The organism is Comamonas sp. GB3 AK4-5, from assembly GCF_041320665.1.
In the GTDB taxonomy this organism is placed as follows: domain Bacteria; phylum Pseudomonadota; class Gammaproteobacteria; order Burkholderiales; family Burkholderiaceae_C; genus Comamonas.
Window position 1 is genome coordinate 4,677,938 of sequence record NZ_CP166730.1, and the last position, 23,977, is coordinate 4,701,914.

Sequence of the window (23,977 nt, forward strand, 5' to 3'; positions counted from 1 at the left end):
AATACACACTCCTTGAAAAACGCCCTGCGCGAGGGCTATGCAAAACTGTAGCGCCGCCTGCGCAGCAGATGCTGCGCACCATCAAGTTTTTGCCTATGGCGGCGATTGCCACCCACTGGCTTCAGGACAGCCTGCTCACCCCGGGCAGCACGCAGGCGTAGACCGCATTGCGCAGCGCAGCAATGGCTTCATAGCGGGTAAAGCTGCGGCGCCAGACCAGCACCACGCGACGGCTGGGAGGGAGGGCACCGTCTTCCTCGACGATGGGCAGATAGCGGATATGGGGCTCGTCCGACTTGCGTCGGCGCGGTGTGTCCAGCGCGTCCTTGGGCACGGACAGGCGCGGCACCAGGGTCACGCCCATGCCGGCCGCCACCATGTGCTTGATGGTTTCCAGCGAAGAGCCTTCAAACGTGCGGCGGATACCTTCGGCGTTGCTGGCGTAGCGCGCGAACTCGGGGCAGACCTCGAGCACATGGTCGCGAAAGCAGTGGCCCGTACCCAGCAGCAACATGGTTTCGTTCTTCAGATCCTGCGTGGACACCGAAGCTTTTTGCGCCAGCGGGTGGCTGCTGGGCACAGCAGCCATAAAGGGCTCGTCATACAGCGGCGCAATGGCCAGGCCGGTGTCGGGAAAGGGTTCGGCCACGATGGCGCAATCGATCTCGCCGGTGCGCAGCATCTCCAGCAGCTTGACGGTGAAGTTCTCCTGCAGCATCAGCGGCATCTGCGGCGTGCGGTCTATGGAGTTGCGCACCAGATCGGGCAGCAGATAGGGGCCTATGGTGTAGATCACGCCCAGGGTCAGCACGCCGGACAGTGGATCCTTGCCGCGCTTGGCGATTTCCTTGATGGCAGCGGCCTGCTCCAGCACGCTTTGGGCCTGGCGCACGATTTCCTCACCCAGGGGGGTGACGGTGACTTCACCCGCGCTGCGCTCGAACAATTTGACATCCAGCTCGTCTTCGAGCTTTTTGATCGCCACAGACAACGTGGGTTGCGAAACATAGCAGGCGTCAGCCGCACGGCCGAAATGCTTTTCTCGGGCAACCGCAACGATGTATTTCAGTTCTGTGAGCGTCATGGCGTCTTGGGATTCTCTTCACATAAAAGGGGCCGTTCATTGTGCATGCACCTACAGCTGGCGCAGGTCAAATGCCCTTTTTTTTCCAGCATATGTCAGGGAAGCTGCGGGGTAAGAATGCTTGGCCCGCATCCACCCTCTTGGCGAGTGTCGCCAGAGCCGCCAGAGCCATCACGGCCACGGCCCGGCCATTGGCACAGGCTCAAGCCTTCAGGTATTCGGCCTTGCCACCCAACCAGCGGGAGATATGCACCTCCGCCAGCAGCGCATGCTGCTCCAGCATGGGGGGCGCCAACTCGCGCGCCCATTCCAGCAAGGCCACGTCCTGCTCCAGATCGGCAAAGCGCAGCATGGCGGCACCGGACTGGCGTGCGCCCAGAAACTCACCAGGGCCACGGATTTCCAGATCGCGCCGGGCGATCTCGAAGCCGTCATTGGTTTCGGCCATGGCACGCAGCCGCTCCTTGCCGGTGTCGGACAGGCGACCGTTGTCATTGACGGCATACAGCAGCACACAGGCCGATGCCGCCGCGCCCCGCCCCACGCGGCCGCGCAGCTGGTGCAGCTGGGACAGGCCAAAGCGTTCGGCATGCTCAATCACCATCAGCGATGCATTCGGCACGTCCACACCCACCTCGATCACCGTGGTGGACACCAGCACGCCCATGATGCCGGCGGTGAACAGCTCCATCACCGCCTTCTTCTCGGCAGTGGGCATGCGTGAATGCAGCAGGCCCACCATCACGCCGGGCAGGGCTTCGCTCAGATCAGTGTGGGTGGCCGTGGCGTTGGACAGGTCCAGGGCCTCGCTCTCTTCAATCAGCGGGCACACCCAGTACACCTGGCGGCCGGCCGCCACCTGGGCGCCGATGCGGGCAACGACCTCGTCCTTGCGGCTGTCCGAGATCACCTTGGTGACAATGGGGGTGCGGCCCGGCGGCAGCTCGTCAATCACCGACACATCCAGGTCGGCGTAATAGCTCATGGCCAGGGTGCGCGGAATGGGGGTGGCGCTCATCATCAACAGATGCGGCTCCAGCCCGGCATGGGCGAGTTTTTGCCGCAGTGCCAGGCGCTGGGCCACGCCAAAGCGGTGCTGCTCGTCGATCACGGCCAGCGCCAGGTTGTGGAACTCCACCTGCTGCTGAATGACGGCATGCGTGCCCACCACCAAGGCGGCTTCGCCACTGGCCACCAGGGCCAGCATGGCGGCGCGTTCCTTTTTCTTTTGCGCGCCCGACAGCCAGGCCACCTTCTTGCCCAGCGGCGCAAGAATAGGCTCCAGCCAGCCCACCAGCTTGCCAAAGTGCTGCTCGGCCAGGATTTCGGTGGGGGCCATCAGCGCACATTGCCAGCCGGCCGCAATGCAGACCATGGCCGACATGGCAGCCACCACGGTCTTGCCCGAGCCCACATCGCCCTGCAGCAGGCGGTGCATGGGCATGGGGCGGGCCATGTCGTCGGCGATCTCACGGCAGACCCGTTGCTGGGCGCCGGTCAGGCCAAAGGGCAGCACGGCCAGGAATTGCTCCACCAATGTGGCGTCGCCGGCCTGCGGCAGGGGCACCGTCAACGACGGCGCTTTCAGCCGTGCGCGCTCGCGTTTGGCCTGGTACTGGGACAGCTGCTGGGCCAACAGCTCTTCGGCCTTGAGGCGCTGCCAGGCCGGGTGGCTGTGGTCTTCCAGCGTGGCCAGGGCCACATCGGGCGTGGGATTGTGCAAAAACAGAAGCGCATCACGCAATCCCATCAAAGGCTGCAGGCCTGTTTCATTCCAATAAGGCAGCACCGGTGGCCGCGTGCCGGGCGGCAGCGTCTCGGGCAGCTGCACGCGCTGCAAGGCACTGGCAATGGCCCGGCGCAGATAGGGCTGGGGCAGGCCGGCCGTGGTGGGGTAGATGGGCGTGAGCGCCTGTGGCAATTCACCACCGGCCAGCTTGAATGCGGGGTGCAGCATTTGCCGGCCCCAGAAGCCACCCTTGACCTCGCCCCGAATACGCAGCACAGCGCCTGGCGACAGCGTCTTCTGGTGCGAGGGGTAGAAGCTGAAGAAGGTGAGCACGCAAGTGCCCGTTCCGTCATCCACCGTGACTTTCAGCATGCGGCGCGGGCGCAGCTGCACCTCGCTGTGGGTCACGGTGGCCTCGATCTGTACCGTGTCGCCATCGCGCGCATTCTTCAGCGGGGTGATGCGGGTTTCATCCTCATAGCGCAGCGGCAGGTGCAATGCCAGGTCGATGTCACGCACCAGCCCTAATTTGTGCATGGCCTGCAAGGCAGCACTGGGGGCGGTTTTTTTGGCGGGCGATGGAGCGGACATGAGGCGGATCAAAGGGCAGACAAGCTGCAACACAAGCACAAGGGGAAAGGCTACCATGGCCCTCGACCCGCTTTGGCCACCGTTTCCCGCTTTGCATGTTCAAACGCATTTCCGTCCAACATCTCGCCACGGGCATGTACATCTATGAGATGTGCGGCCCCTGGATGTCCCATCCCTTCTGGCGGCGGGCGTTTTTGCTGACTTCGTTGGCCGATCTCCAGCGCCTGCGGCAAAGCCCGGTGACCGAGGTCTGGATCGACACACGCCGCGGCAAGGACATTCCGCCCGACGTGCCCTGCGTGGTCTGGGACCCGCAAAAAGGCAGCCCCCAGGCCGTGCCTGTGGCCCCGCCCCCCCAGCCGCAGGCCAGCATCAACACCACACCGGCCACCCTGGGCAAAGAGCTGAACCAGGCCATTGCGCTGTGCGAGCAATCACGTGAGGCCATGCTGGACATGTTCAGCGAGGCCCGCATGGGCAGCGCCATCAGCATGGATATGGCCGAGACCCTGGTCAACGAGATCACGGGGTCTGTGCTGCGCAACCCCGATGCACTGCTGAGCGTGGCGCGACTGAAAACCGCCGACAACTACACCTATATGCACTCCGTGGCCGTCAGCGGCCTGATGGTGGCACTGGCGCGCAACCTGGGCATGGATGAGGCACAGGCGCGCCGCGCCGGTCTCGCGGGTCTGCTGCATGACCTGGGCAAGGCCCGCATGGACCCGGCCATTCTGAACAAGCCCGGCAAGCTGAACGATGCAGAGTTTGCCCATATGCAAGGCCACCCCCGTGCCAGCTACGAGATGCTGCTGGGCAGCGAAGGCATTGACGAGGCCGTGCTGGATGCCTGCCTGCACCACCACGAGCGCATGGATGGGCGTGGCTACCCTGATGGACTCGCGGGCGAGAACATCAGCCTGCTGGCGCGCATGACGGCCATCTGCGATGTCTACGACGCCATCACCTCGGACCGTCCCTACAAGAAAGGCTGGCCGCCTTCGGTGTCACTCAAGCGCATGGCCGAGTGGACCGACACCCATCTGGACAAGCGCCTCTTCGAGACCTTTGTGCGCACCGTGGGCATCTACCCCGTGGGTTCGCTGGTGCGCCTGCAATCGGGCCGGCTGGCTGTGGTGAGCGAGCCGTCCACCAAGAGCCTGACAGCGCCGCGCGTGGTGGCGTTTTACTGCACCAAAAGCGAGAAGCTGCTCAACCCTCAGCTGCTGGACCTGGCACAGACACGGCAAGACCGCATCGTGGCCCAGGAAGACCCGGCCAACTGGCCGTTCACCAATCTGGACAGCCTGTGGCACAAAGGCGCGGCGGCCACGGCTTGACATAGCCCCCTGAGTCGCCTTTGGCGCCGTCCCCTGCAATAGGGAGACGAGGGGACGACAGCGGAGCGTAAGGGGCAACACCGCTACATCACCAGCACGGTTCCCGCTGACTCGGCGCATGCCAATTGACAACCATTGCGGCCCTGAGCCTTGGCGCGGTAGAGGGCAGCATCGGCCAAGGCCACCAGATCGGCCGGCGCAGCACGGCTGGCCGAACCGCCCGGTGGCACCAGGCTGGCGGCTCCGGCGCTCACGGTCACATGGGGCCATACCGACGAAGCCCCGTGCACCAGTTCCAGCGCACGCACATTGCGCACCATCTGCCTGGCCACCGCCAATGCGCCATCGGCGTCGGTATCGGGCAGTATCACCGCCAGCTCTTCCCCGCCATAACGCGCCACCAGATCGGTCACGCGGAGCACGCTGGTACGCAGCGCCTCGGCCACGGCCTGCAGGCAGCGGTCGCCCTGCTGGTGACCATGGTGGTCGTTGTAGCGTTTGAAGTGGTCCACATCGACCATGATCAGGCCCACCGGCCGGCCGCTGCGCCCGGCCTGCGCACAGGCCTGCAGCAAACGCTCGTCGAAATAGGCGCGGTTGGCGATCTGCAGCAATCCATCGGTGCGGGACATGGACTCCAGCCGGGCATTGACCTGCTCCAGCTCCTGCGTGCGCTGCGCCACACGCTCCTCCAGATGCAAATTGGCTTCAGCCAGCTGCATGTTCTGTTGCGACAGCACGTTGTAGAGCTTGCCAATCATCTTCAGCAGCGCTTGCGTGCTGTTGTCATGGTTCTCGCGCTCCAGGTCGAAAGCCTGAGTGGGTGGCATGCCGGCACGCACACAGGCAATCTGCCGCGCCATGGACTGGTCTATGCCCAGGATATGCAGCCCCAGCCACGAGGTGAGAAAGCCCACCAGCGTGGTGCCGGGGTCGCTCATGTTCTTGCGCTGGCGCCACAGCAGCGCCACCTGCTCCACAAACTGCTGGTGCAGATGATGGTGGGGCTGTATGTGTCTATCGTCCAGCCCATGCTCCTGCATCAGCGCCTCTTCCTCGGCAAAGTGGTATTCGGTATAGGCCAGCAGGCGGCGATAGATGTCTTCCAGCAGAACTTCGCTGTCGCTGTCCTGGCGAAACAGGGCTGCGCTGAGCTCATTGAACAGGTCCACCAATGCATGATGCTGCGTATCCACCGTATCCAGCTCGGTGATGAAGTTGTCGTCCCAGACAAAGGTGGTGTCCATGGCCATGCGCCGCACTTGTTTCAATAAGTAACCAACAAGTCTATCTGCGCGCCCACCATCACATGCTGATGCTGCGCAAAAAGCAGGCGGAAGATGACCCTGGCAGCATGATCAGCACCACGCTTTCAGGGTAATTCCCAGGTGTTTCAGCGCCGCCACTGCACGGATTTGCGACAATCTGTTTTTCGGTTTCGACCTTGGAACGGGCTTGTCAAGCCCTCAAGAACAGCATGTCTTTCAGTCCCCGCGCCCATACCCTCAGTGATTTCGACTTTGCTCTGCCCGAGCATCTGATTGCCCAACACCCTGCCGCCGAGCGCAGTGCCTCGCGCCTGCTGGATGGCCGCCAGCAGCCTTTTGTGGACCGCGTGTTCAAAGAGCTGCCAGAGCTGCTGCACGAAGGCGATCTACTGGTCTTCAACGACACCAAGGTCGTCAAGGCCCGCGTGTTTGGAGAGAAGGCCAGCGGCGGAAAGCTGGAGCTGCTGATCGAGCGCGTGCTCGAAGGCAACGAGGTTGTGGCCCATATGAAGGTCAGCAAAAAACCACTGCCCGGAGCCAAGGTGCATCTGCACGGCGGCAAGGGCCGTGGCGGTTTTGACGGCGTGCTGCTGGGCCGCTGGCCCGATGAAAGCGGCCCGCTGTTTCGCTTTGCCCTGGAAGGTGAACAGGGCCAAACCCCATGGGAGCTGATGGAGCAGTTCGGCCATCTGCCGCTGCCGCCCTATATCGCCCGCAACCAGAACAGTGACGAGGACCCGGACGAAGCCGAGGACACCGAGCGCTACCAGACCGTATTCGCCAGCCACCCCGGCGCCGTGGCAGCCCCCACCGCCGCCCTGCACTTTGATGCACAGGTGCTGGCCGCGCTGAAAGAAAAAGGCGTGGAAACCGCTGCCGTCACGCTGCATGTGGGCGCGGGCACCTTCCAGCCTGTGAAGGTGGAAAACATTGCAGAGCACCAGATGCACAGCGAGCGGTACAACATTCCGCTGACCACCCTGGCCGCTCTCGAGCGCTGCCGCCAGCGGCGCGGCCGCATTGTGGCCGTGGGTACCACCAGCGTGCGCACCCTGGAATCCTGGGCGCGGACCGGGCAGATCTCGGGCGACACCAATATCTTCATCACCCCCGGTTTTGAATTCCGCGTCGTGGACTGCCTGGTCACCAACTTCCACCTGCCCAAAAGCACGCTGATGATGCTGGTCAGTGCCTTTGCAGGCTACAAGCACATCACGGAGCTCTACCAGCACGCGGTGCAAAACGAATACCGCTTCTTCAGCTACGGCGACTCCATGTTGCTGGAGAGACGCCGCTGAGGCCTTTCAAACTCCATTAAAAACGGAAGCAGCCAACGCTTTAATAAGCATCGCATCCCGGACGAGGCGCTGTTGCACAAATCCGCTGAGGCCAAGCCTCCCCCAACCCCAGGCGTAGCTATGCCACAGCGGTCGTCTGCGGACGGCCCAGCTCTATGAATCGATTGAGGATGGCGCATCGAATGTGCAGTTCGTTGACTTGGCGCTCGAACGTTCTGGACATCACCCGCTCGCCCAGCCGTTTGATGCAGTTCATCTTGGTCTCTACCAGACTGCGTCGGTGATAGCCGCTCCAGCATTTCCAGATCTTGCGCCCCAGTCGCCTGCATGCGGCGATAGCCGCATTGCGCAACGCAAAGGCATCGCCTGTGCGATCCGGGCATTCTTTCTCGGGGGAATGATAGGGATGGCGCTGCGCTCTATCACGGTGGCATATACAGTCTGCGTGTCATAAGCGCCGTCACCCGTGAGGCTCAGCAAGGGTTCCTCGGCAGGAAGCTGTGCCAGCAACTCAGGCACGACAGCAGCATCACTGACATCGTTGGTTGTGACGCAGATAGCCCGCACCTGCAGTGTCTGGGCATTCGATGCCGATGTGCAGCTTGCTCCATTGGCGTCGGCGTTCAGCACCGTGTTTTTTGCATTTCCATTCGCCTTCCCCCAGGAACTTGATGCCTGTAGAGTCGAGCAGCAAATGCAACCCGCCGGAGCTGGGTTGGTACGGAACCTGCACATCCAGGCTGCGCTGCCTGCGGCACAGCGTGCTGAAGTCTGGCACAGGCCAATGCAGGCCTGACAGGGTGAGCAAGGGCTGCACGAAGCCGGTGGTTTGCCGCAAAGCCAAGCCAAATAGGTTCTTGATAGTCAGGCAGAACTGGATGGCAGCATCCGAGAACTTCGGGCTTCGCCCGCGTTTGCCGCTGGCTGCGGCAAACCAGCCCATGCGTCTGTCAAACCAGACCGCCAGCGATCCGCGTGCCTTGAGCGCTGCGTTGTACTGCGCCCAGTTGGTGGTGCGATATCGGGGCTTGGTCTGAAGGGGCTTGCTCATCTCCCAAGCCTACCTGCTGCCAAGAGATGATTTGTGCAACAGCGCCGCTCAAAACATGGGTTACAAATAAAATACCGATATTGCAAATCAATGTAAAGTGGCACAAAGAAGCAAGATGAAATGCTAGATTCGATACATTTCGTTCTGGTATTCCATGCTCATGCCACCCAGCACACCCGCAGTCATAGCCCCTTCCCCAGCCGCAGCAGAAAACACGGATGAGATTGACCTGCTGGATCTCTTGATCGTGCTGGCCGAACACATCAAGCTGCTCACCATTGCCCCTCTGGTCATAGGCCTCTCCTGCTTGCTGGTGAGTCTGTGGTTGCCAAAAAGCTTTGAGAGCGTTTCCATGCTGGATGCAGACAAATCCGGCATCCGCATTTCTCCCTCTGCCATCATCAGCCTGAGCAATTCGGCCGATTTTCTGGACAGTGTTGCACTCGATTTGGGCATTGCCAAAGACCAGTCAAAGGCTGCACGGCACCAGTTGATGTCCCAATTGGTGCACGCCAGCACAGGGCGCCAAGACAAGCTGGTCACCTTGCGAACTTTCGGCCCATCACCCGAGCAGGCGCAACAACTCAATGCAGCGGTTTGGCTCCATCTGCGCCCACTCTCTGTTCCCCGTGGAGACGAGCTGCGCAGGCTACAAGGACTTTTGCAGACCGAGCAAGATCGCCTGGCCGAGGGCAATCAGCTGGAACAAACCATCACCCAACAGCTGCAAAAAGGCCGTGTCACCGACCAGATGGCCAGGCTGTATGGTGAGCTGCTGGATGCCAACAGCAATCGCATGCGGGCCATTGTCACGCTGCAAACCCAAATGGAGGGGCTGACCGATGAGGACATGGTGCAAACGCCCACGCTGCCCGAGCACTCCATAAAACCCAAGCCTCTGCTGATTGTCAGCATTGCCACATTGGCCAGCGCCATGTTGCTACTGCTTTTCGTCCTGACCCGCCATGCCATGCAAAGCAATTGGCAGCGACCGGAGCAAGCCCAAAAAGTCACACGTCTGCGCGCCGCTTTCGGCCGATCTGACAGCAAGCGCTAAGAACGTGTTCAAAGTCTCCTGAGCAAGGACCCCAAGAACGCCAGATGGACGAACTGCAAGCTGGTGTTGAGCCAACGCTCGCAGTTTTTCCACAACCTCCTGTTCTTCTCCAGCCAGGCGAAGCTGCGCTCCACTACCCAGCGCTTGGGCATGACCTTGAAGCTGTGCATCTCGCTTCTCTTGGCGATTTGCACCGTCACGTGCTCGCCCAGAATCTCTTGTACGCCCTGCGCAAAGGGCTGACCCACGTAGCCGCTGTCGCACAACACGCCTTGCACCCGCCCCAGCGTCCGCTTACAGCGCTGCAGGGCACCTTTGCGGTCCGTTACCTCAGCCGTGGTCACCGCAATGGCATGTGGCAGCCCCTGGGTGTCCACCGCAATGTGCCGCTTGATCCCACAGACCTTGTCATAGCCCTTCAGCCCCACCGTGTCCCTGTTCTTCACGCTCTGCGCGTCGATGATCAAGAACGCGCTGCATGCGTTGCGCCCCAGTTTCTCGCGGGCCGCGCCAACCTGATTTTTTTAAAGCCTGCTCCAGCAGGCTGCCTTCCTCGCGGGGCTCGCTCCAGATCGCCCAGTACGAATGCACCGTGCGCCACTTGGGAAAGTCGCTGGGCAGCGCTCGCCACTGGCAGCCCGTGCGCAGCAGATACAGCACGGCGCAGAACACCTCGTAAAGCTCCACCTTGCGTGGGGCCGTCCTTTTGCGCGCACTCTCCAGCATTGGCCGGATCACTTCGAACTGCTCGCGCTTGATATCGCTGGGGTAGCCTTTTCTCATCCTGCGAGCTTCTCACATCTGGCGAGACTTTGAACACGCTCTAAGAACGGCTAACAAAAGCCTGTCATCACCAAGGGCAGGCTGTGCGTTTGATAGTGCATGGGAAGAAAGAGAAACAAGGAAGTTGGCGCGGCGCTGTACAAAAGGATCGAGCCGTTGCTACCCTTCGTGAAGCTATCGCCCAAGGGAGGCAGACCACGACTGAGTGACGAGTTGGCCTTGAATGGCATCCTTTTTGTGCTGCGCACTGGCATCCCTTGGGAAGAACTTCCGCAGGAGCTGGGCTTCGGCAGTGGCATGACGTGCTGGAGGTGGCTGCGAGACTGGCAAGCTGCGGGCGTTTGGCACAGCCTGCATCTGCAGTTGCTGAGCGAACTGCGCAACGCCGACAAGCTCGACTTCAGCCGAGTCAGCGTGGATGGGGCCAGCGTGCCCAGCCCCCGGGGGGCCCGTACACGGGGCCCAACCCCACGGATCGGAGCAAACTCGGCAGCAAGCGCCATCTCATCACGGATCGCCAAGGCATCCCATTGATCTTCTGCGTGACCGGGGCCAACCGTCATGACTCGGTGGTCTTCGAGGAATTGGTTGACGCTCTGCCGGCTGTGGGCGGCAAGCAGGGCAGGCCGCGCAGGTGTCCAGACAAGCTGCATGCGGACAAGGGCTATGACTATGCGAGGTGCCGCGCCCACCTCAAGCGCCGCGGAATCAAGAATCGCATCGCACGCAGGGGGATCGAGCGTAATGACCGTCTCAGGCGCCACCGCTGGGCGGTCGAACGCACTCACTCTTGGCTGGCCACCTTCGGCAAGCTGCGTACCCGTTTCGAGCGTCGCATCGACGTTCATCTGGCCCTGCTTTCCCTGGGGTGCGGTGTCATATGCGCTCGCAACCTGCCTGTGTTTTATTAGCCGCTCTAAATGCGGCCAACACCTCTCGGCGAATCGCAGGTTTGTGTTTAAAACCAAGCTGCGAAATTTCGGGCCGAGAGCTGAATAAGCATCCCTCAATATGGGGAGTGCATATTTTCTGCATTGTGTGACTTCTGAACCGATAGTCAAAAGCTTTCCTTAAGTGGCACCGACGTAATTCATCAGACTGGTTGGGTCTTCGCGAAGCCTGGCAAACCATATAAACTTGGCAGGTTTTTGGCCTTTATCCGGGTTTTATCCTTCGTGCGTACTGACAATTCTTTACTTTCTCATGCTTTTGTTTTTTTCAAACGCCAGAGACTCTTAATAGGCGGAACATTTTTTGCTGGCTTGCTCATTTCTGCAGCCAGCGTTGCAATGCGCCAGCCTCTATATGAGGTTCGAGCCTATTTGGATGCACCCTATAACAATGAATTGATCCAGCTCAACCAAGGACGCTCTCCAGACTCTGGGCTGGAGCCATTCACTCCTGAGCAGGTCTATACCTATTTCACACGCCGCCTGCTGAGCGACGAGGCTCTACAGCGCTTCTTTGCCGAGACCTATTTGCCAGCTCAAGCACAGCGACCGGCTTCAGCTGCTGCTGAACAAGCGCTTTTTTCTGGCATGAAGCACCATGTTTTGCGCATGACACCTCCGCCACCCAAAGGGCGGATGCTATACAGCATCCAGGTCGTTGCGCCCACGGGGAGTCAAGCAGCACAGTGGGCAACGGACTTTCTGACACAAGTGGAGCAGGATGCCAAAACAGCCTTGCTTACCGACTCGGAAAAATCGGTCTCCTTGCTCATACACAATACGGAGCAAGACTGGCAGGAGCGTTTGCGGGTCTCACAAACCATGCGTCAAGATCGTCTGGCGCTGTTGGATGAGGCATTGCAGGTGGCCCAGGCCGTGGGCCAGCATGAGCCGCAAATCACGCGCATGCAACCACCTCAACAAGACGGTTTGGCCCCCTATATGGATGGTTCGCAACTCTATGCACGTGGCACCAGATCGTTGCAAGCCGAAATTGATGTCCTCAAGCGCCGAGAGGACGAGGCACCTTTTGTTGACGGATTGCGAGCGGCTGAAGCGCAGCTACGTTTGCTCAAGGAACACCAGGCCGCGGCACGCGACTTTGCCATCATCCATATGGATGGTCAGATCATTGCACCGGAGCGTTCAAAATCACCGCAACCATGGCTCATTCTGCTGCTAGGCAGTGTACTGGGGGGACTCCTAGGTGGGTTGCTAGCACTGTGGCGAGAAGGTGCTCTACAACGACTGCTGGACAACGATGACGGGGAGTGAATCGACCAGAGTTTTGTAGATAGTTCAAAGCCTCCTATTTCCGTTCCAATAGGAGTCCTTATGAGCAGTCAACGTTACCCCGAAGAATTCAGGATTGAAGCAGCCAAGCAAATCCTGGAACACGGCCACAGCGTGGCCGATGTCTCACGCCGCCTAGGCGTGAGTGCACATAGCCTGTACAAATGGGTTCGCCAGCAACAAATCCCAGCAGCGCAACGAGCCCAGCAAGTGAGCCAAAGCGAAGAGCTGCGTCGCCTGAAGTCCGAGCTCAAGCGGGTCACAGAGGAGCGTGACATCCTAAAAAAAGCGGCGGCGTACTTCGCTCGCCAGTCCGACTGAAGTACGCCTTTATCGCCAGGCATCAGAAGGTCTACAGCGTCTTGCGGATGTGTCGCATGCTGCGGCTGCACCCCAGCGGCTACTACACCTGGAAGGCCAAACCAGAAAGCAAACGTGCGGTTGATGACCGCAGGTTGCTGGGCTTGCTCAAACAGGCTTGGCTGGAGAGCGGCGGCGTTTATGGCTATCGCAAACTGACCCTGGATATGCGTGACTTGGGTGAAGGTTGCAGTAGGCATCGCGTTGCCAAGCTATTGCGTCATGAAGGATTGAAGGCACAAAGAGGCTATGGCAAGCGGCCACGTCCACGGGGCGGTGCTGCAGCCATAGTTGCGCCTAACCTGTTGGAGCAACAGTTCAAAGTCAGTGAACCCAATACCGCCTGGGTCACCGACATCACGTATATCGCTACGCACGAGGGCTGGCTGTACTTGGCTGCGGTGATCGACCTGTATTCCCGGCAAGTAGTTGGCTGGTCCACGGGCAGCCGCATTGACACCCAGTTGGCTCTTGATGCCTTGCACATGGCTGTCTGGCGGAGAAGGCCCCGCAATACGGTCGTTGTGCATTCCGATCAAGGCTGCCAATTCACCAGCCATGAATGGCAGCGCTTCCTCGCAGGCCACAACCTGCAGCCCAGCATGAGCAGGCGAGGCAATTGCCACGACAACGCCGTGGCGGAGAGTTTCTTCCAGTTGCTCAAGTGTGAGCGCATTCGCAAACACACCTATGCGACAAGGCAAGAAGCGCGCAGCGCAATCTTTGGCTACATCGAGATGTTCTATAACCCCATCCGCAGACATTCGTCTGCGGATGGCATGTCTCCCGTAGAGTTCGAGAGACGCAATTCCGTGAGGCCGGTAGCTATCTAGGAAAAGCTGGTCGATTCACTCACGTAAAATAGTGACACAGCCTTTGTCCCTGAACCTCATGCACCGAGACTGGGATACCGTAGAGCTGGCTCAACACCTCATCGCGCACCACGGCCTCGGGCGGGCCGGCATGGGCCATGCGGCCGGCCTGCATGGCCAGGATATGGTCGGCATAGCAGCTGGCAAAGTTGATGTCGTGCAGCACCACCACCACGGTCTTGCCACGCTCGTCCACCATGCGGCGCAGCAGCTTCATCATGGTCACAGCATGGGCCATGTCCAGGTTGTTCAGAGGCTCGTCCAGCAAGATGTAAGGCGTGTCCTGGCATAGCACCATGGCGATGTAGGCGCGCTGACGCTGGCCGCCGGAGAGCTCGTCCAGAAAGCGCCCTGCCAGCTCCTGCAGGTGCAGATATTCCAGCGCCTCGTCCACATGGCGCAGGTCTTCTTCCGTCATGCGGCCCTTGCTGTGCGGAAAGCGGCCAAAGCCCACCAGATCGCGCACCGTCAGGCGCAGCGTGCTCTGGTTTTCCTGGCGCAAAATGGCCATCACCCTGGCCAGCGCATCGCTGGCTGTGGTGGTCACATCCAGCCCGGCCACGCTGGCACTGCCGCTGGAAATCGGCATCAACCGGCTCACCAGCGACAGCAGCGTGCTCTTACCCGCGCCATTGGGGCCGATGATGGCCGTGAACTTTTGCTCCGGAATCTGCACCGTCACGCCATGCAACACCGTGGTGCTGCCGTGGCGCTTGACGATGTCACGCGTCTCAATCATTGCTTTCCCTTGCGCATCAGCAGCCAGATAAAGACCAGGCCACCCACAAACTCCACCACCACCGACAGCGCCGAGTTGAAGCCCAGCACCCGCTCCAGCGCCACCTGACCGCCCAGCAGCAAGATGGCACCCCACAGCACCACGGCGGGCAGCACCCAGGCATGGCGGCGCGTGCCCATCCACTGGTAGGCCATATTCGCCACCAGCAGGCCAAAGAAGGTCACCGGCCCCACCAGCGCGGTCGATATGGCCACCATGGTGCAGACCACCACCAGCAGCTGCAGCACCTGGCGGCGGTAGTTCAAACCCAGGTTGATGGCCGCCTCACGCCCCAGGGCCAGCACATCCAGCACATGGCGCTGTCGCCAGAAAAAAAGGCCGCCCAACAGCAGCAGAGCACCTGCTGGCAGCAGCAACGGTGTCTGTATGGTGTTGAAGTTGGCGAACATGCGGTCCTGCAGCGTGGCGAACTCATTGGGGTCGATCATGCGCATGGCAAAGCTGGTCAGGCTGCGAAACAAAATGCCCGCCACCATGCCCACCAACAGCATCAGATGCAGGCTGCTGGCATGGCCGGCAAACAGCCAGCGCACCAGCAGCACGCTCAGGCCTGCCATGCAGACAATCTCCAGCCCGAACTTGGGCACCATGCCCAGGGCCACCACGCCCACCGCTCCCAGCGTCAACACCAGCACGGCCTGCAGCAGCTGGTAAAGCGCATCCAGACCCATCACCGCTGGCGTGAGGATGGTGTTGTGTGTCACGGTCTGGAACACCACGGTGGACATGCCCAGGGCCGCAGCCACCACCACCATGGCCACCAGCTTGGTGCCCCGATGCTGCAGCACAAAGGCCCAGTCGGCCTCCACGCCCACGGTCATAAAGGCGGTAATCGCCAGCAGGGCCAGTAGCGCCAAAGCGCCCAGCCGCACACCCATGCGCTGCCAGCGGCCGGGCTGCATGCCCACGCGCTCGACGGCCACTGCAGCCCTCGCATTCACTGTCTGCATGGCTCAGCCCTCACGCTTTCTTTGGCGCAGCAAAATGACCAGGAACAACGCGCTGCCCACCACGCCCATCACCGTGCCCACGGGGATCTCATAGGGCGCAATCACCAGGCGCCCCACCAGATCGCAGGCCAGCGTCAGGCCGGCACCGGCCGCCGCCACCCACAGCACGCTGCGGCGCACGTTGTCGCCCACCAGCAGGCGCACCACATTCGGCACGATCAGGCCCACAAAGGGAATGCTGCCCACGGTGACCACAATGCAGGCCGTCACCACGGCCACCACGATCAGGCCCTGCCAGACCAAGGCCTTGTAGTTCAGACCCAGGTTGGTGGCAAAGGATTCGCCCAGGCCGGCCACGGTAAAGCGGTCCGCCGCCAGGCAGGCCACCACGGTGACGGCCAGCGACAAATACAGCATTTCATAGCGGCCATCGACAATGGCGGAAAAGTCACCATTCGACCAGGCACGCAGCGACTGGATCATGTCGTGCTGGTAGGCCAGGAACATGGTGCCGGCCTCGATCACCCCGGCCAGAATCAGGCCCACCAGGGGCACGATCCAGGCCGAACGCAGGCGTATGCGCGACAGCGCGCCAATGAACAACCCCGTGCCCGCCAGCGCAAACAGCGCCGCCACACCCATCTTGGCCATCACCGGCCAATCCGGCGCCCACAGCATGCACACCAGCATGCCCAGCGTGGCCGACTCCACCGTGCCCACGGTGGAGGGCTCCACAAAATGGTTGCGCGCCAGCATCTGCATCAGCAGCCCGGCCACGGCCATGGCCGAGCCCGCCAGCACCAGGGCCAGGGTGCGCGGCACGCGCGAATACATCAGCACCTGGGCCATCACATCATCTTCGCTGTGGCTCCACAGCGTGTCCCAGCGCACATCGCTGACACCCACGGCCAAGCTGCCCACGGCCAAAGCGGTCAACACGACCGCAGTGAGCATGAGCTGGACGCTGCCCTGCAGCCAGCGCTGCGGTGAACGCGCGCGGCTGCAGTGGACCGGGGAGACGGAAGGGTTACTGGCCGAAGGCATCGGACAGCTGCTTCAGGTTCTCCCTGAGCGCGCCCGGGCCAGCGTTGGACAGCAAATACCAGTTGGCCGCGTTCAGATAGACGATGTGCTGGTTGCGCCAGGCCTTGGTGGCGTGCACCAGCTTGTTGTCCAGCAGCTTGCGTGCCGAAGCGCCTTCGCGGCCGATGGCGGCATCACGGTCCAGCACCAGCAACCAATCGGGATTGGTCTTGAGCAGGTACTCAAAAGACACGGCCTGGCCATGCTTGGAGACCTCGATCTTGTCCTTGACCGGCTGCACACCAAACACCGCATACAGCATGTCAAAGCGCGATCCCGGGCCGTAGACGCTCATCTTGCCGCCATTGGTCATCAGCATCAGGGCGCTGCCCTGCTTTTGTGCCTTGGTCTTCAGTGCGGCGATTTCCGACGCGATGGTCTGGATCTGCTCCTCGCCCTTTTGCGGCATGCCGTAGATGGCGGAAATCGAGCGGATGTTGCGGTAGATCTGCGTCAGCTGGTCCCCGTCACCCACCGTCACATCCAGCACGGGCGCGAACTTGGAAAGCTCGGCAATCTTGGGCAGCGTGCGGTTGCCGGCAATGATGAGGTCGGGCTTGAGCGCCTTGAGTTTTTCGTAGTCAGGCTCGAACAGGCTGCCCACTTGCGGGTACTTGGCCTGGTCCTTGTACGCGGCCAGCAACGGCGGCAGTGCCTGGTTGGGCACGCCATGCACGGCGCCGCCCAGGCTCTGGATGATGTCCAGCGCGCCCAGGTCATACACCACCACGGTCTTGGGCTGCAGCGGCAGCGACACCTCACCCCGGTTGTCCTTCACCGTCACATTTGCGGCCTGCGCCGCCGACCACGACAGGCTCAACGCCAATCCCAAGCCCGCCAGCGTCTGGCGGCGTGTCCACAAACCTTGCATAGCTTCCATCCTTTGCATTGCACCGGGCCATGTAGCCCATTGAAACAATTTTATGAGAATCATTCTCAGTAAAAGTTCAATACCAATGCAGGATGTGCGATATCCACGCCGCCCGCTGCCAAGCGTGCGTGTTAGCTCCCCAAGCCCAGGGCCGGCTTCTCAGTAGCCGTGCTGTTCGCGGAAATGCTTGGCCGCGCTGAAATGGCCGTTGCCAATAAAAGGCACGGGTGGGCGCAGTGCAGACAGGGGCGAGGGGTGGTTGCTGGTCAGCACCAGATGGCCACGGTCCTGGGGAATCAGCACGCGCTTGGACTGGGCATGGTTGCCCCAGAGCATGAAGACCGTGGGCCGGCCCTGCTCGGCCACCTGGCGAATGATGGCATCGGTCAGCAGCTCCCAGCCACGCTTGCTGTGGCTGGCGGCCTGGCCCTCTTCCACCGTCAAACAGGTGTTGAGCAGCAGCACACCGTTTTGCGCCCACTTCACCAGGCTGCCACCCGGTTGCGGAAACGGCGGAAATGGCTGACCCAGATCGCGCTGGATTTCCTTGAATATGTTCTGCAGCGAGGGCGGCAGGCGCACGCCCGAGGCCACGGAAAACGCCAGCCCCTCGGCCTGGCCACGGCCGTGGTAGGGATCCTGGCCCAGGATGACCAGGCGCACATCTTCCGGCGCCGTCAGCTCCAACGCACGCAGCGGCTGGGGCGGAAAAATGGCAGCGCCCTCATCCAGGCGCTGCTGCAGATAGTCCAGCAATTGCTGGCCGGTGGGCGAGAAAAAAAACGCATCCACCGCAGCCTGCCAGCCCGGTGCCACCGCCCAATCGCTGGGGTTGGCACTCATCAATTGCGTAGCAGCTGGTGCGCTTGTATCGGTCATTTCAGGCCACATTCATACTCAAGAACAAGAAAGGCAAGCACAGACCGCTCACTTTTTTGGGAGCACTGTGCTTGCCTGCATCCTAGCGCGATCGCCGTGAACTGGCGAAGCAAGGCCGGGCTTTGGAATACCTGCCGGAGTGGGCCTGTGCAGCGTCACTGCAATCCAACCAGCCCCCACAACGGCCAGACGGCGCTTCAGGCGCGGCGCGGGCCCGCAGACAGTACGCCGGTACGGCAAGGGCGCGCAACAAAGCATGAAGCGCCGTATGGACGCCTTGCCACAGGGCAGCCACAAAGCCGCAAGGCTTTAACTTACTTCTTGGGGTGAGCGAACAGGGCGGCCAGAGCTTCACCCGGTTCATCCGCACGCATGAATGCCTCGCCCACCAAGAAGGCGTTGATGCCCGCGTCGCGCATGGTCTTCACATCGTCCTTGGTCTGGATGCCAGACTCGGTCACCAGCAGGCGATCGGCCGGCACATTCTTTTGCAGCGCCAGTGTGGTCTGGATGTCGACCTCAAAGCTGCGCAGATTGCGGTTGTTGATGCCCACCAGCGGCGTCTTGAGCTTGAGCGCCCGCTCCAGCTCGGCGCCGTCATGCACCTCCACCAGCACGGCCATATCCAGGCTGCGGGCGATCTGCTCCATCTCGGCCATCAGACCGTCTTCCAGGCAGGCGGCGATCAGTAGCACGCAGTCGGCCCCCATGGCGCGCGACTCATAGATTTGGTAGGGGTCGACCATGAAGTCCTTGCGCAGCACGGGCAGCAAGGTGCTGGCGCGGGCCTGCTTCAGAAAGTCGGGCTCGCCCTGAAAAAACTGGCGGTCGGTCAGCACCGACAGGCAGGCCGCCGTGGCATTGCCGTGGATCTTGGCCTTGGTGTTGCTATTGCCCACCATATAGCTTTGGGCGATGTCGGCCGGATCAAAATCCGCACGGATCACGCCTTTGCTGGGGCTGGCTTTTTTGATTTCGGCAATCACCGCGGCCTGGCCGTGGGCGATCTTGGCGCGCATGGCGCCCACAAAGTCGCGCGTGCTGACGCGGCTTTCGGCGTCGCGGCGCATGGCTTCCAGCGGCATGCGCTGCTTGGCAGCGGCCACTTCCTCGACCTTGACGTCGCAGATTTTTTTCAGAATGTCAGACATGGAAAATTCTTTCTCGGTAGCCCAGCTGGCGCCCAGCCGGGGAAATCAGGGGGGCACGGATGCCGCAGCAAGGGCCGCGCCCGAGCGACGTATGCCCAGGCGTGCAGCCATATGGTTCACCAGCGTATCGAGCGCATCCAGCTGCTGCACCGCGTGACCTTCATGCAGCACTGTACACAGGCGCAGCACCGGCCCACGGCGGACATGGCGTAATTCCACACGCCAGCCATAGCGCCTGCGGGGCCGGTCGGTGAAAGCCACACAGCCCACGCTCCAATCCTGAGCGTGCTCCAGCGTGCATTGCAGCGCCGGCTCCACACCCTGTGTAGACACCACCCGCTGCAACACCTCCACGCAGCAACCACGCCCCTGGTCGGCACGCAAGCTGCCTTCTCCCAGCAGCAGGCTGCGACGTCGGCCCAGTCGGACATGCGCCACACAACCCACTCCGAGCACGGCCGTCAGTACTGCCAACTCCATGGTGCCGGCCGACCCGGCAAAGGCCAGCCACAACAACACGGCCAAGGCCGGCACCAGCAGGCGCGGCAACGCCATCCAGGCGGGCGGCGTCAGCTGCACATATTCCGGCAACTGCCAACGGGTGTCGCACTCCACCATCTGCTGCAACGATGCCAGTGCTTCGCGCAACGAAGGTGTACCCATACGCTCAGGCAGTCAGCGCGCTGGTGTAAGCCGCCAGCTGCTGCAGCTTTTGCAGGGCGGCGCCGCTGTCCAGCGCCTGCTGGGCGCGCAGGAGGCCATCTTCAATGCTGCTGGCCACATTGGCCGCATAGAGCGCGGCGCCCGCATTCAGGCAGACGATGTCGCGCGCCGGGCCTTGCTCGCCCTGCAGCACGCCCAGCAGCATGGCCTTGGATTCCTCGGGATTCTCCACCTTCAGCGCCCGGGTGCCAGCCATGCGCAGGCCAAAGTCCTCGGGGTGGACCTCGTATTCGCGCACCACGCCGTCTTTGAGCTCGCCCACCAGGGTGCCCGCGCCCAGGCTGATTTCGTCCAGACCGTCGCGGCCATAGACCACCAGCGCATGCTCGGCGCCCAGGCGCTGCAGGGCACGCACCTGGATGCCGACCAGGTCTTCGTGGAACACGCCCATGAGGATGTTGGGCGCCCCGGCCGGGTTGGTCAGCGGACCCAGGATGTTGAAGATGGTGCGCACGCCCAGCTCCTTGCGCACCGGGGCCACATTCTTCATGGCCGGGTGGTGGTTGGGCGCGAACATGAATCCTATGCCCACATCGCGTATACAGTCGGCAATCTGGGCCGGCTGCAGCATGATGTTGATGCCCAGGGCTTCCATGGCGTCGGCGCTGCCGCTTTTGCTGCTGACGCTGCGCCCACCATGTTTGCTGACCTTGCCGCCGGCGGCCGCGATCACAAAGGTGGAGCAGGTGGAGATATTGAAGGTGTTGGCGCCGTCGCCGCCGGTGCCCACGATGTCCACCAGGCCGCTCTTGTCGTGTACGACCACCTTGTTGGAGAACTCGCGCATCACCTCGGCGGCGGCGGCGATTTCGCCAATGGTTTCCTTCTTCACACGCAGACCGGTGACGATGGCCGCCGTCATCACGGGCGAGAGCTCGCCGCGCATGATCATGCGCATCAGGTGCAGCATCTCGTCGTGAAAGATTTCGCGGTGCTCGATGGTGCGCTGCAGCGCTTCCTGGGGGGTGATGGTGTTGATGGTCGCCATGGCCCAATTCCTTTGCTATTGCTTGTGAAGCTGCAGATGCGCTCTGCGCCTGGTGTTGCGTTTGTTTTTGCTTGAAAACCCAGGCAGCACGCGCACCAGCAGCTCTCTCAAAATGAAAAGGCCGGCTGTGGTGCAGCGCGGCCCGGGGTCTTAGTTTTGTTCGAGGAAGTTTTTCAGCATGGCGTGGCCATGCTCGGTGAGTATGCTTTCCGGGTGGAACTGCACGCCCTCCACGGCCAGCGTTTTGTGGCGCACGCCCTGAATCTCGCCGTCCTCGCTGGTGGCGGTGATGGCCAGGCAGTCCGGAATCGTCTGGCGGTCAATCACCAGCGAGTGGTAGCGGTTCACAGTGAACTGCGCAGGCAGGCCGGCAAACACGCCTTGCTGGTCGGTGGTGATGACGCTGGTCTTGCCATGCATTTGCTGCTGTGCGCGGATGATGTCGCCGCCAAAGGCCGCGCCAATGGCCTGGTGGCCCAGGCACACGCCCAGCAGCGGCAGCTTGCCGGCAAAGTGCTGGATGGCGGCCACCGAGATGCCGGCCTCGGCCGGCGAGCAAGGGCCGGGCGAGACCACGATGCGCTCAATGCCTTTTTCAGCCACCAGCGTAATCACGGCGTCCAGCGTGGTTTCGTCGTTGCGCACCACGGTCACGTCAGCGCCCAGCTCGCCCAGGTACTGGACGATGTTGTAGGTAAAGCTGTCGTAGTTGTCGATCATCAAGAGCTTCATGCAGGCTCTCCTCTGGGCTTGAGGCCTTGGGCACGCAGACGCGCCAGCTCGTCATGCTCGTAGGCGATGTAGCACTCCATCATGGCGCGGTAGAGGCGCTCGATCAGGTCGGCATTGCCGCCCTGGGCTTCGGCCATGGGGCGCACGCGGTCGATGATGGTCTGGATGCGGGCTTCATCGCGCACCAGGCCTTCGTCGTTCTTCACCGTGGCGGCCTGGGTCATATAGCCGCTGCGCTCCACCAGCAGGGGCACCAGAATGTCGTCCAGCGCATTCACGCCGGCACGCACTTCGGTCATGGTGCTGCAGGTTTTCACTTTATCGATTGCGCGGGTCATTACTCGAGTCCTTCTTCCACCAGTTCTGCGGCGCGCAACACGGCGCGCGCCTTGTGTTCGGTTTCTTTCCACTCCATCTCGGGGACGGAGTCGGCCACCACGCCGGCAGCGGCCTGCACATACAGCACACCGTCCTTGATGACGCCGGTGCGGATGGCGATGGCCATGTCCATATGGCCGGCAAAGCTCAGATAGCCCACGGCGCCGCCGTAGATGCCACGCTTGGTGGGTTCGAGCTGGTCGATGATTTCCATGGCATGCACCTTGGGTGCGCCCGACAGCGTGCCGGCCGGGAAGGTGGCCTTGAGCACATCCATGCTGGTCATGCCGTCCTGCAAAATGCCTTCGACATTGCTGACGATGTGCATCACATGGCTGTAGCGCTCCACCGCAAAGGCTTCCGTCACCTTGACAGAGCCGGTCTTGGCGATGCGACCGATGTCGTTGCGCGCCAGGTCGATCAGCATCACATGCTCGGCGCGTTCCTTGGGGTCGTTCACCAGCTCCAGCTCGGCCGCCTTGTCTTTTTCGGGCGTGGCGCCGCGCGGGCGTGTGCCGGCCAGGGGGCGTATGGTGATCTTCTCGCCGCCGCCTTCCGAGTCCGCCACCTTCTCCTGGCGCACCAGAATCTCGGGGCTGGCGCCCACCACCTGGAAGTCTCCAAAGTGGTAGTAATACATATAGGGCGAGGGGTTGAGCGAGCGCAGCGCGCGGTACAGCGCCAGGGGCGACTCGGTATAGCGCTTGTGGATGCGCTGGCCCACCTGGACCTGCATGAAGTCGCCCGCGGCAATCAGCTCCTTGGCCTGGTCCACGGCCTTCAGGTAGTCCTGCTTGGCAAAGCTGCGCTGGGCCGGGTGGCTGTCGCCGCCCTTGATCTGCGGCGCGCTCACCGAGTAGCGCAGCTGGTCCTTGAGCTGGCGCATGCGGCGTTTGGCCTTGGCGTAAGCCTCGGCCTCGGCCGGGTTGGCATAGACGATGAAGTACAGCCGCCCCGACAGGTTGTCGATGACGGCCACTTCCTCACACTGCAGCAGCATGATGTCGGGCGTGCCCAGCGAGTCGGGAGGGCAACTGGCTTCGAGTTTTTTCTCGATATAGCGCACGGCGTCATAGCCGAAGTAGCCGGCCAGGCCACCACAAAAACGCGGCAGACCGGGCACCAGGGCCACCTTGAAGCGCTTTTGGTAGTCAGCAATAAAGTCCAGCGGGTTGCCGGCATGCGTCTCCACCACCACGCCGTCGCTCACCACCTCAGTTTTGGCTTCAGCACCAAAACCGCTGGCGCGCAAAAAGCTGCGTGCCGGCAGGCCGATAAAGCTGTAGCGCCCAAAGCGCTCGCCACCCACCACGGACTCCAGCAAAAAGCTGTATTTGCCGTCACCGCTGGCATGGGCCAGCTTGAGGTAGAGGGAGAGCGGGGTTTCGAGGTCGGCAAAGGCCTCGGTCACCAGGGGGATGCGGTTATAGCCTTCGCTGGCCAGGCTTTTGAATTCGAGTTCCGTGATCACAGGAGCAAGTTCCCATCGCGGGGCGGCGCTGTGTGCGTGGGCGGGTTCCGCCGGCGCAGCGCCGCAGGTTCATTCATGGCCCCTGTGGAGGTGCAGGGGCTGAGGGTGCACGCGCGGCATGGCACCCGCGGCGATTCAGGCGGTCATGAATGGCTTGCGCCAGGGCCAGGCTCCCCGGTCTGCGCAACCTGTGATGAACACGTAGTGAATGAACATAGCGCCAAAGTGTAGCAAACCTGGGCGCTGTGCGGCGGCAAGCCCCTGCCTGTCAGGCAT

Annotated in this window: 21 protein-coding genes and 1 pseudogene; 6 read left to right on the plus strand and 16 right to left on the minus strand. The window is 61.9% G+C overall.

What is annotated here, in order from left to right; genetic code table 11:
• Positions 1-121: 121 nt before the first annotated feature.
• Positions 122-1,084, minus strand: a complete 963-nt coding sequence (locus ACA027_RS20780) for a LysR substrate-binding domain-containing protein (RefSeq protein WP_370680080.1) — start codon at positions 1,082-1,084, stop codon at positions 122-124.
• Positions 1,085-1,286: 202 nt separating this feature from the next.
• Entirely contained in the window at positions 1,287-3,404 is a 2,118-nt protein-coding gene (gene recG / locus ACA027_RS20785) for an ATP-dependent DNA helicase RecG (RefSeq protein WP_370680081.1), read from the minus strand.
• 95 nt (positions 3,405-3,499) lie between these two features.
• Between recG and ACA027_RS20790 the strand changes: the two genes are divergently transcribed.
• Complete coding sequence (locus ACA027_RS20790) at positions 3,500-4,744, plus strand: HD-GYP domain-containing protein (RefSeq protein ID WP_370680082.1); 1,245 nt, start codon at positions 3,500-3,502, stop codon at positions 4,742-4,744.
• Between the two features lie 83 nt (positions 4,745-4,827).
• On the opposite strand, the gene ACA027_RS20795 is transcribed toward ACA027_RS20790, so the two are convergent.
• The gene (locus tag ACA027_RS20795) at positions 4,828-5,997 is read right to left on the minus strand and encodes a GGDEF domain-containing protein (RefSeq protein WP_370680083.1); all 1,170 of its coding nucleotides are present in this window, start codon (positions 5,995-5,997) and stop codon (positions 4,828-4,830) included.
• 224 nt (positions 5,998-6,221) lie between these two features.
• Between ACA027_RS20795 and queA the strand changes: the two genes are divergently transcribed.
• Entirely contained in the window at positions 6,222-7,310 is a 1,089-nt protein-coding gene (queA, locus tag ACA027_RS20800; protein WP_370680084.1) for a tRNA preQ1(34) S-adenosylmethionine ribosyltransferase-isomerase QueA, read from the plus strand.
• Positions 7,311-7,428: 118 nt separating this feature from the next.
• Here queA and ACA027_RS20805 read toward each other — a convergent pair.
• Positions 7,429-8,361 (minus strand): annotated as a pseudogene (locus ACA027_RS20805) (IS5 family transposase).
• 154 nt (positions 8,362-8,515) lie between these two features.
• On the opposite strand from ACA027_RS20805, the gene ACA027_RS20810 reads away from it, so the two are divergent.
• Entirely contained in the window at positions 8,516-9,418 is a 903-nt protein-coding gene (locus tag ACA027_RS20810; protein ID WP_370680085.1) for a hypothetical protein, read from the plus strand.
• Between the two features lie 8 nt (positions 9,419-9,426).
• On the opposite strand, the gene ACA027_RS20815 is transcribed toward ACA027_RS20810, so the two are convergent.
• A protein-coding gene (locus tag ACA027_RS20815) for an IS5 family transposase (RefSeq protein ID WP_370680086.1) occupies positions 9,427-10,201 on the minus strand; the annotation gives its coding sequence in 2 pieces (ribosomal slippage) (positions 9,427-9,943 and positions 9,942-10,201; 777 coding nt in all).
• Positions 10,202-10,300: 99 nt separating this feature from the next.
• Here ACA027_RS20815 and ACA027_RS20820 point away from each other — a divergent pair.
• The 3 genes from ACA027_RS20820 to ACA027_RS20830 all read left to right on the plus strand — a co-directional run bounded on the left by ACA027_RS20820 (position 10,301) and on the right by ACA027_RS20830 (position 13,637).
• A protein-coding gene (locus ACA027_RS20820) for an IS5 family transposase (RefSeq protein WP_370680087.1) occupies positions 10,301-11,112 on the plus strand; the annotation gives its coding sequence in 2 pieces (ribosomal slippage) (positions 10,301-10,637 and positions 10,637-11,112; 813 coding nt in all).
• 264 nt (positions 11,113-11,376) lie between these two features.
• Positions 11,377-12,426 (plus strand): hypothetical protein, encoded by a 1,050-nt coding sequence (locus ACA027_RS20825; RefSeq protein ID WP_370680088.1) that lies wholly within the window; start codon positions 11,377-11,379, stop codon positions 12,424-12,426.
• 60 nt (positions 12,427-12,486) lie between these two features.
• Positions 12,487-13,637 (plus strand): IS3 family transposase gene (locus ACA027_RS20830; RefSeq protein WP_370680089.1). Its coding sequence is split into 2 segments (ribosomal slippage): positions 12,487-12,736 and positions 12,736-13,637, totalling 1,152 coding nucleotides; the frame shifts between segments, so codons are not numbered across the junction.
• 19 nt (positions 13,638-13,656) lie between these two features.
• On the opposite strand, the gene ACA027_RS20835 is transcribed toward ACA027_RS20830, so the two are convergent.
• From ACA027_RS20835 to trpE, 11 genes are all read right to left on the minus strand, one after another.
• Positions 13,657-14,415: an ABC transporter ATP-binding protein gene (locus ACA027_RS20835; RefSeq protein WP_370680090.1), complete on the minus strand. Its 759-nt coding sequence runs from the start codon at positions 14,413-14,415 to the stop codon at positions 13,657-13,659.
• Positions 14,412-15,377 carry an iron chelate uptake ABC transporter family permease subunit gene (locus ACA027_RS20840; RefSeq protein ID WP_370682645.1) on the minus strand — a complete coding sequence of 322 codons (966 nt, stop codon included), beginning with the start codon at positions 15,375-15,377 and terminating at the stop codon, positions 14,412-14,414. Before ACA027_RS20840 ends, ACA027_RS20835 begins: the two co-directional genes overlap by 4 nt.
• A 51-nt stretch (positions 15,378-15,428) precedes the next feature.
• Positions 15,429-16,379, minus strand: a complete 951-nt coding sequence (locus tag ACA027_RS20845; protein ID WP_370682646.1) for an ABC transporter permease — start codon at positions 16,377-16,379, stop codon at positions 15,429-15,431.
• A gap of 73 nt (positions 16,380-16,452) precedes the next feature.
• On the minus strand, positions 16,453-17,379 hold the full coding sequence (locus ACA027_RS20850; protein ID WP_370680091.1) for a siderophore ABC transporter substrate-binding protein: 927 nt from the start codon (positions 17,377-17,379) through the stop codon (positions 16,453-16,455).
• Between the two features lie 159 nt (positions 17,380-17,538).
• Positions 17,539-18,258, minus strand: coding sequence for a uracil-DNA glycosylase (locus ACA027_RS20855; RefSeq protein ID WP_370680092.1), 720 nt, complete (start codon positions 18,256-18,258; stop codon positions 17,539-17,541).
• A gap of 314 nt (positions 18,259-18,572) precedes the next feature.
• On the minus strand, positions 18,573-19,409 hold the full coding sequence (gene trpC, locus ACA027_RS20860; protein WP_370680093.1) for an indole-3-glycerol phosphate synthase TrpC: 837 nt from the start codon (positions 19,407-19,409) through the stop codon (positions 18,573-18,575).
• Between the two features lie 45 nt (positions 19,410-19,454).
• Entirely contained in the window at positions 19,455-20,072 is a 618-nt protein-coding gene (locus tag ACA027_RS20865; RefSeq protein WP_370680094.1) for a hypothetical protein, read from the minus strand.
• Between the two features lie 4 nt (positions 20,073-20,076).
• Positions 20,077-21,111 carry an anthranilate phosphoribosyltransferase gene (gene trpD / locus ACA027_RS20870; RefSeq protein WP_370682647.1) on the minus strand — a complete coding sequence of 345 codons (1,035 nt, stop codon included), beginning with the start codon at positions 21,109-21,111 and terminating at the stop codon, positions 20,077-20,079.
• Positions 21,112-21,270: 159 nt separating this feature from the next.
• Positions 21,271-21,852 carry an aminodeoxychorismate/anthranilate synthase component II gene (locus ACA027_RS20875; protein WP_370680095.1) on the minus strand — a complete coding sequence of 194 codons (582 nt, stop codon included), beginning with the start codon at positions 21,850-21,852 and terminating at the stop codon, positions 21,271-21,273.
• Complete coding sequence (locus ACA027_RS20880) at positions 21,849-22,190, minus strand: chorismate mutase (protein ID WP_370680096.1); 342 nt, start codon at positions 22,188-22,190, stop codon at positions 21,849-21,851. Before ACA027_RS20880 ends, ACA027_RS20875 begins: the two co-directional genes overlap by 4 nt.
• Positions 22,190-23,701 carry an anthranilate synthase component I gene (trpE, locus tag ACA027_RS20885; protein WP_370680097.1) on the minus strand — a complete coding sequence of 504 codons (1,512 nt, stop codon included), beginning with the start codon at positions 23,699-23,701 and terminating at the stop codon, positions 22,190-22,192. The genes ACA027_RS20880 and trpE overlap by 1 nt, the downstream gene beginning before the upstream one ends.
• Between the last annotated feature and the right edge of the window lie 276 nt (positions 23,702-23,977).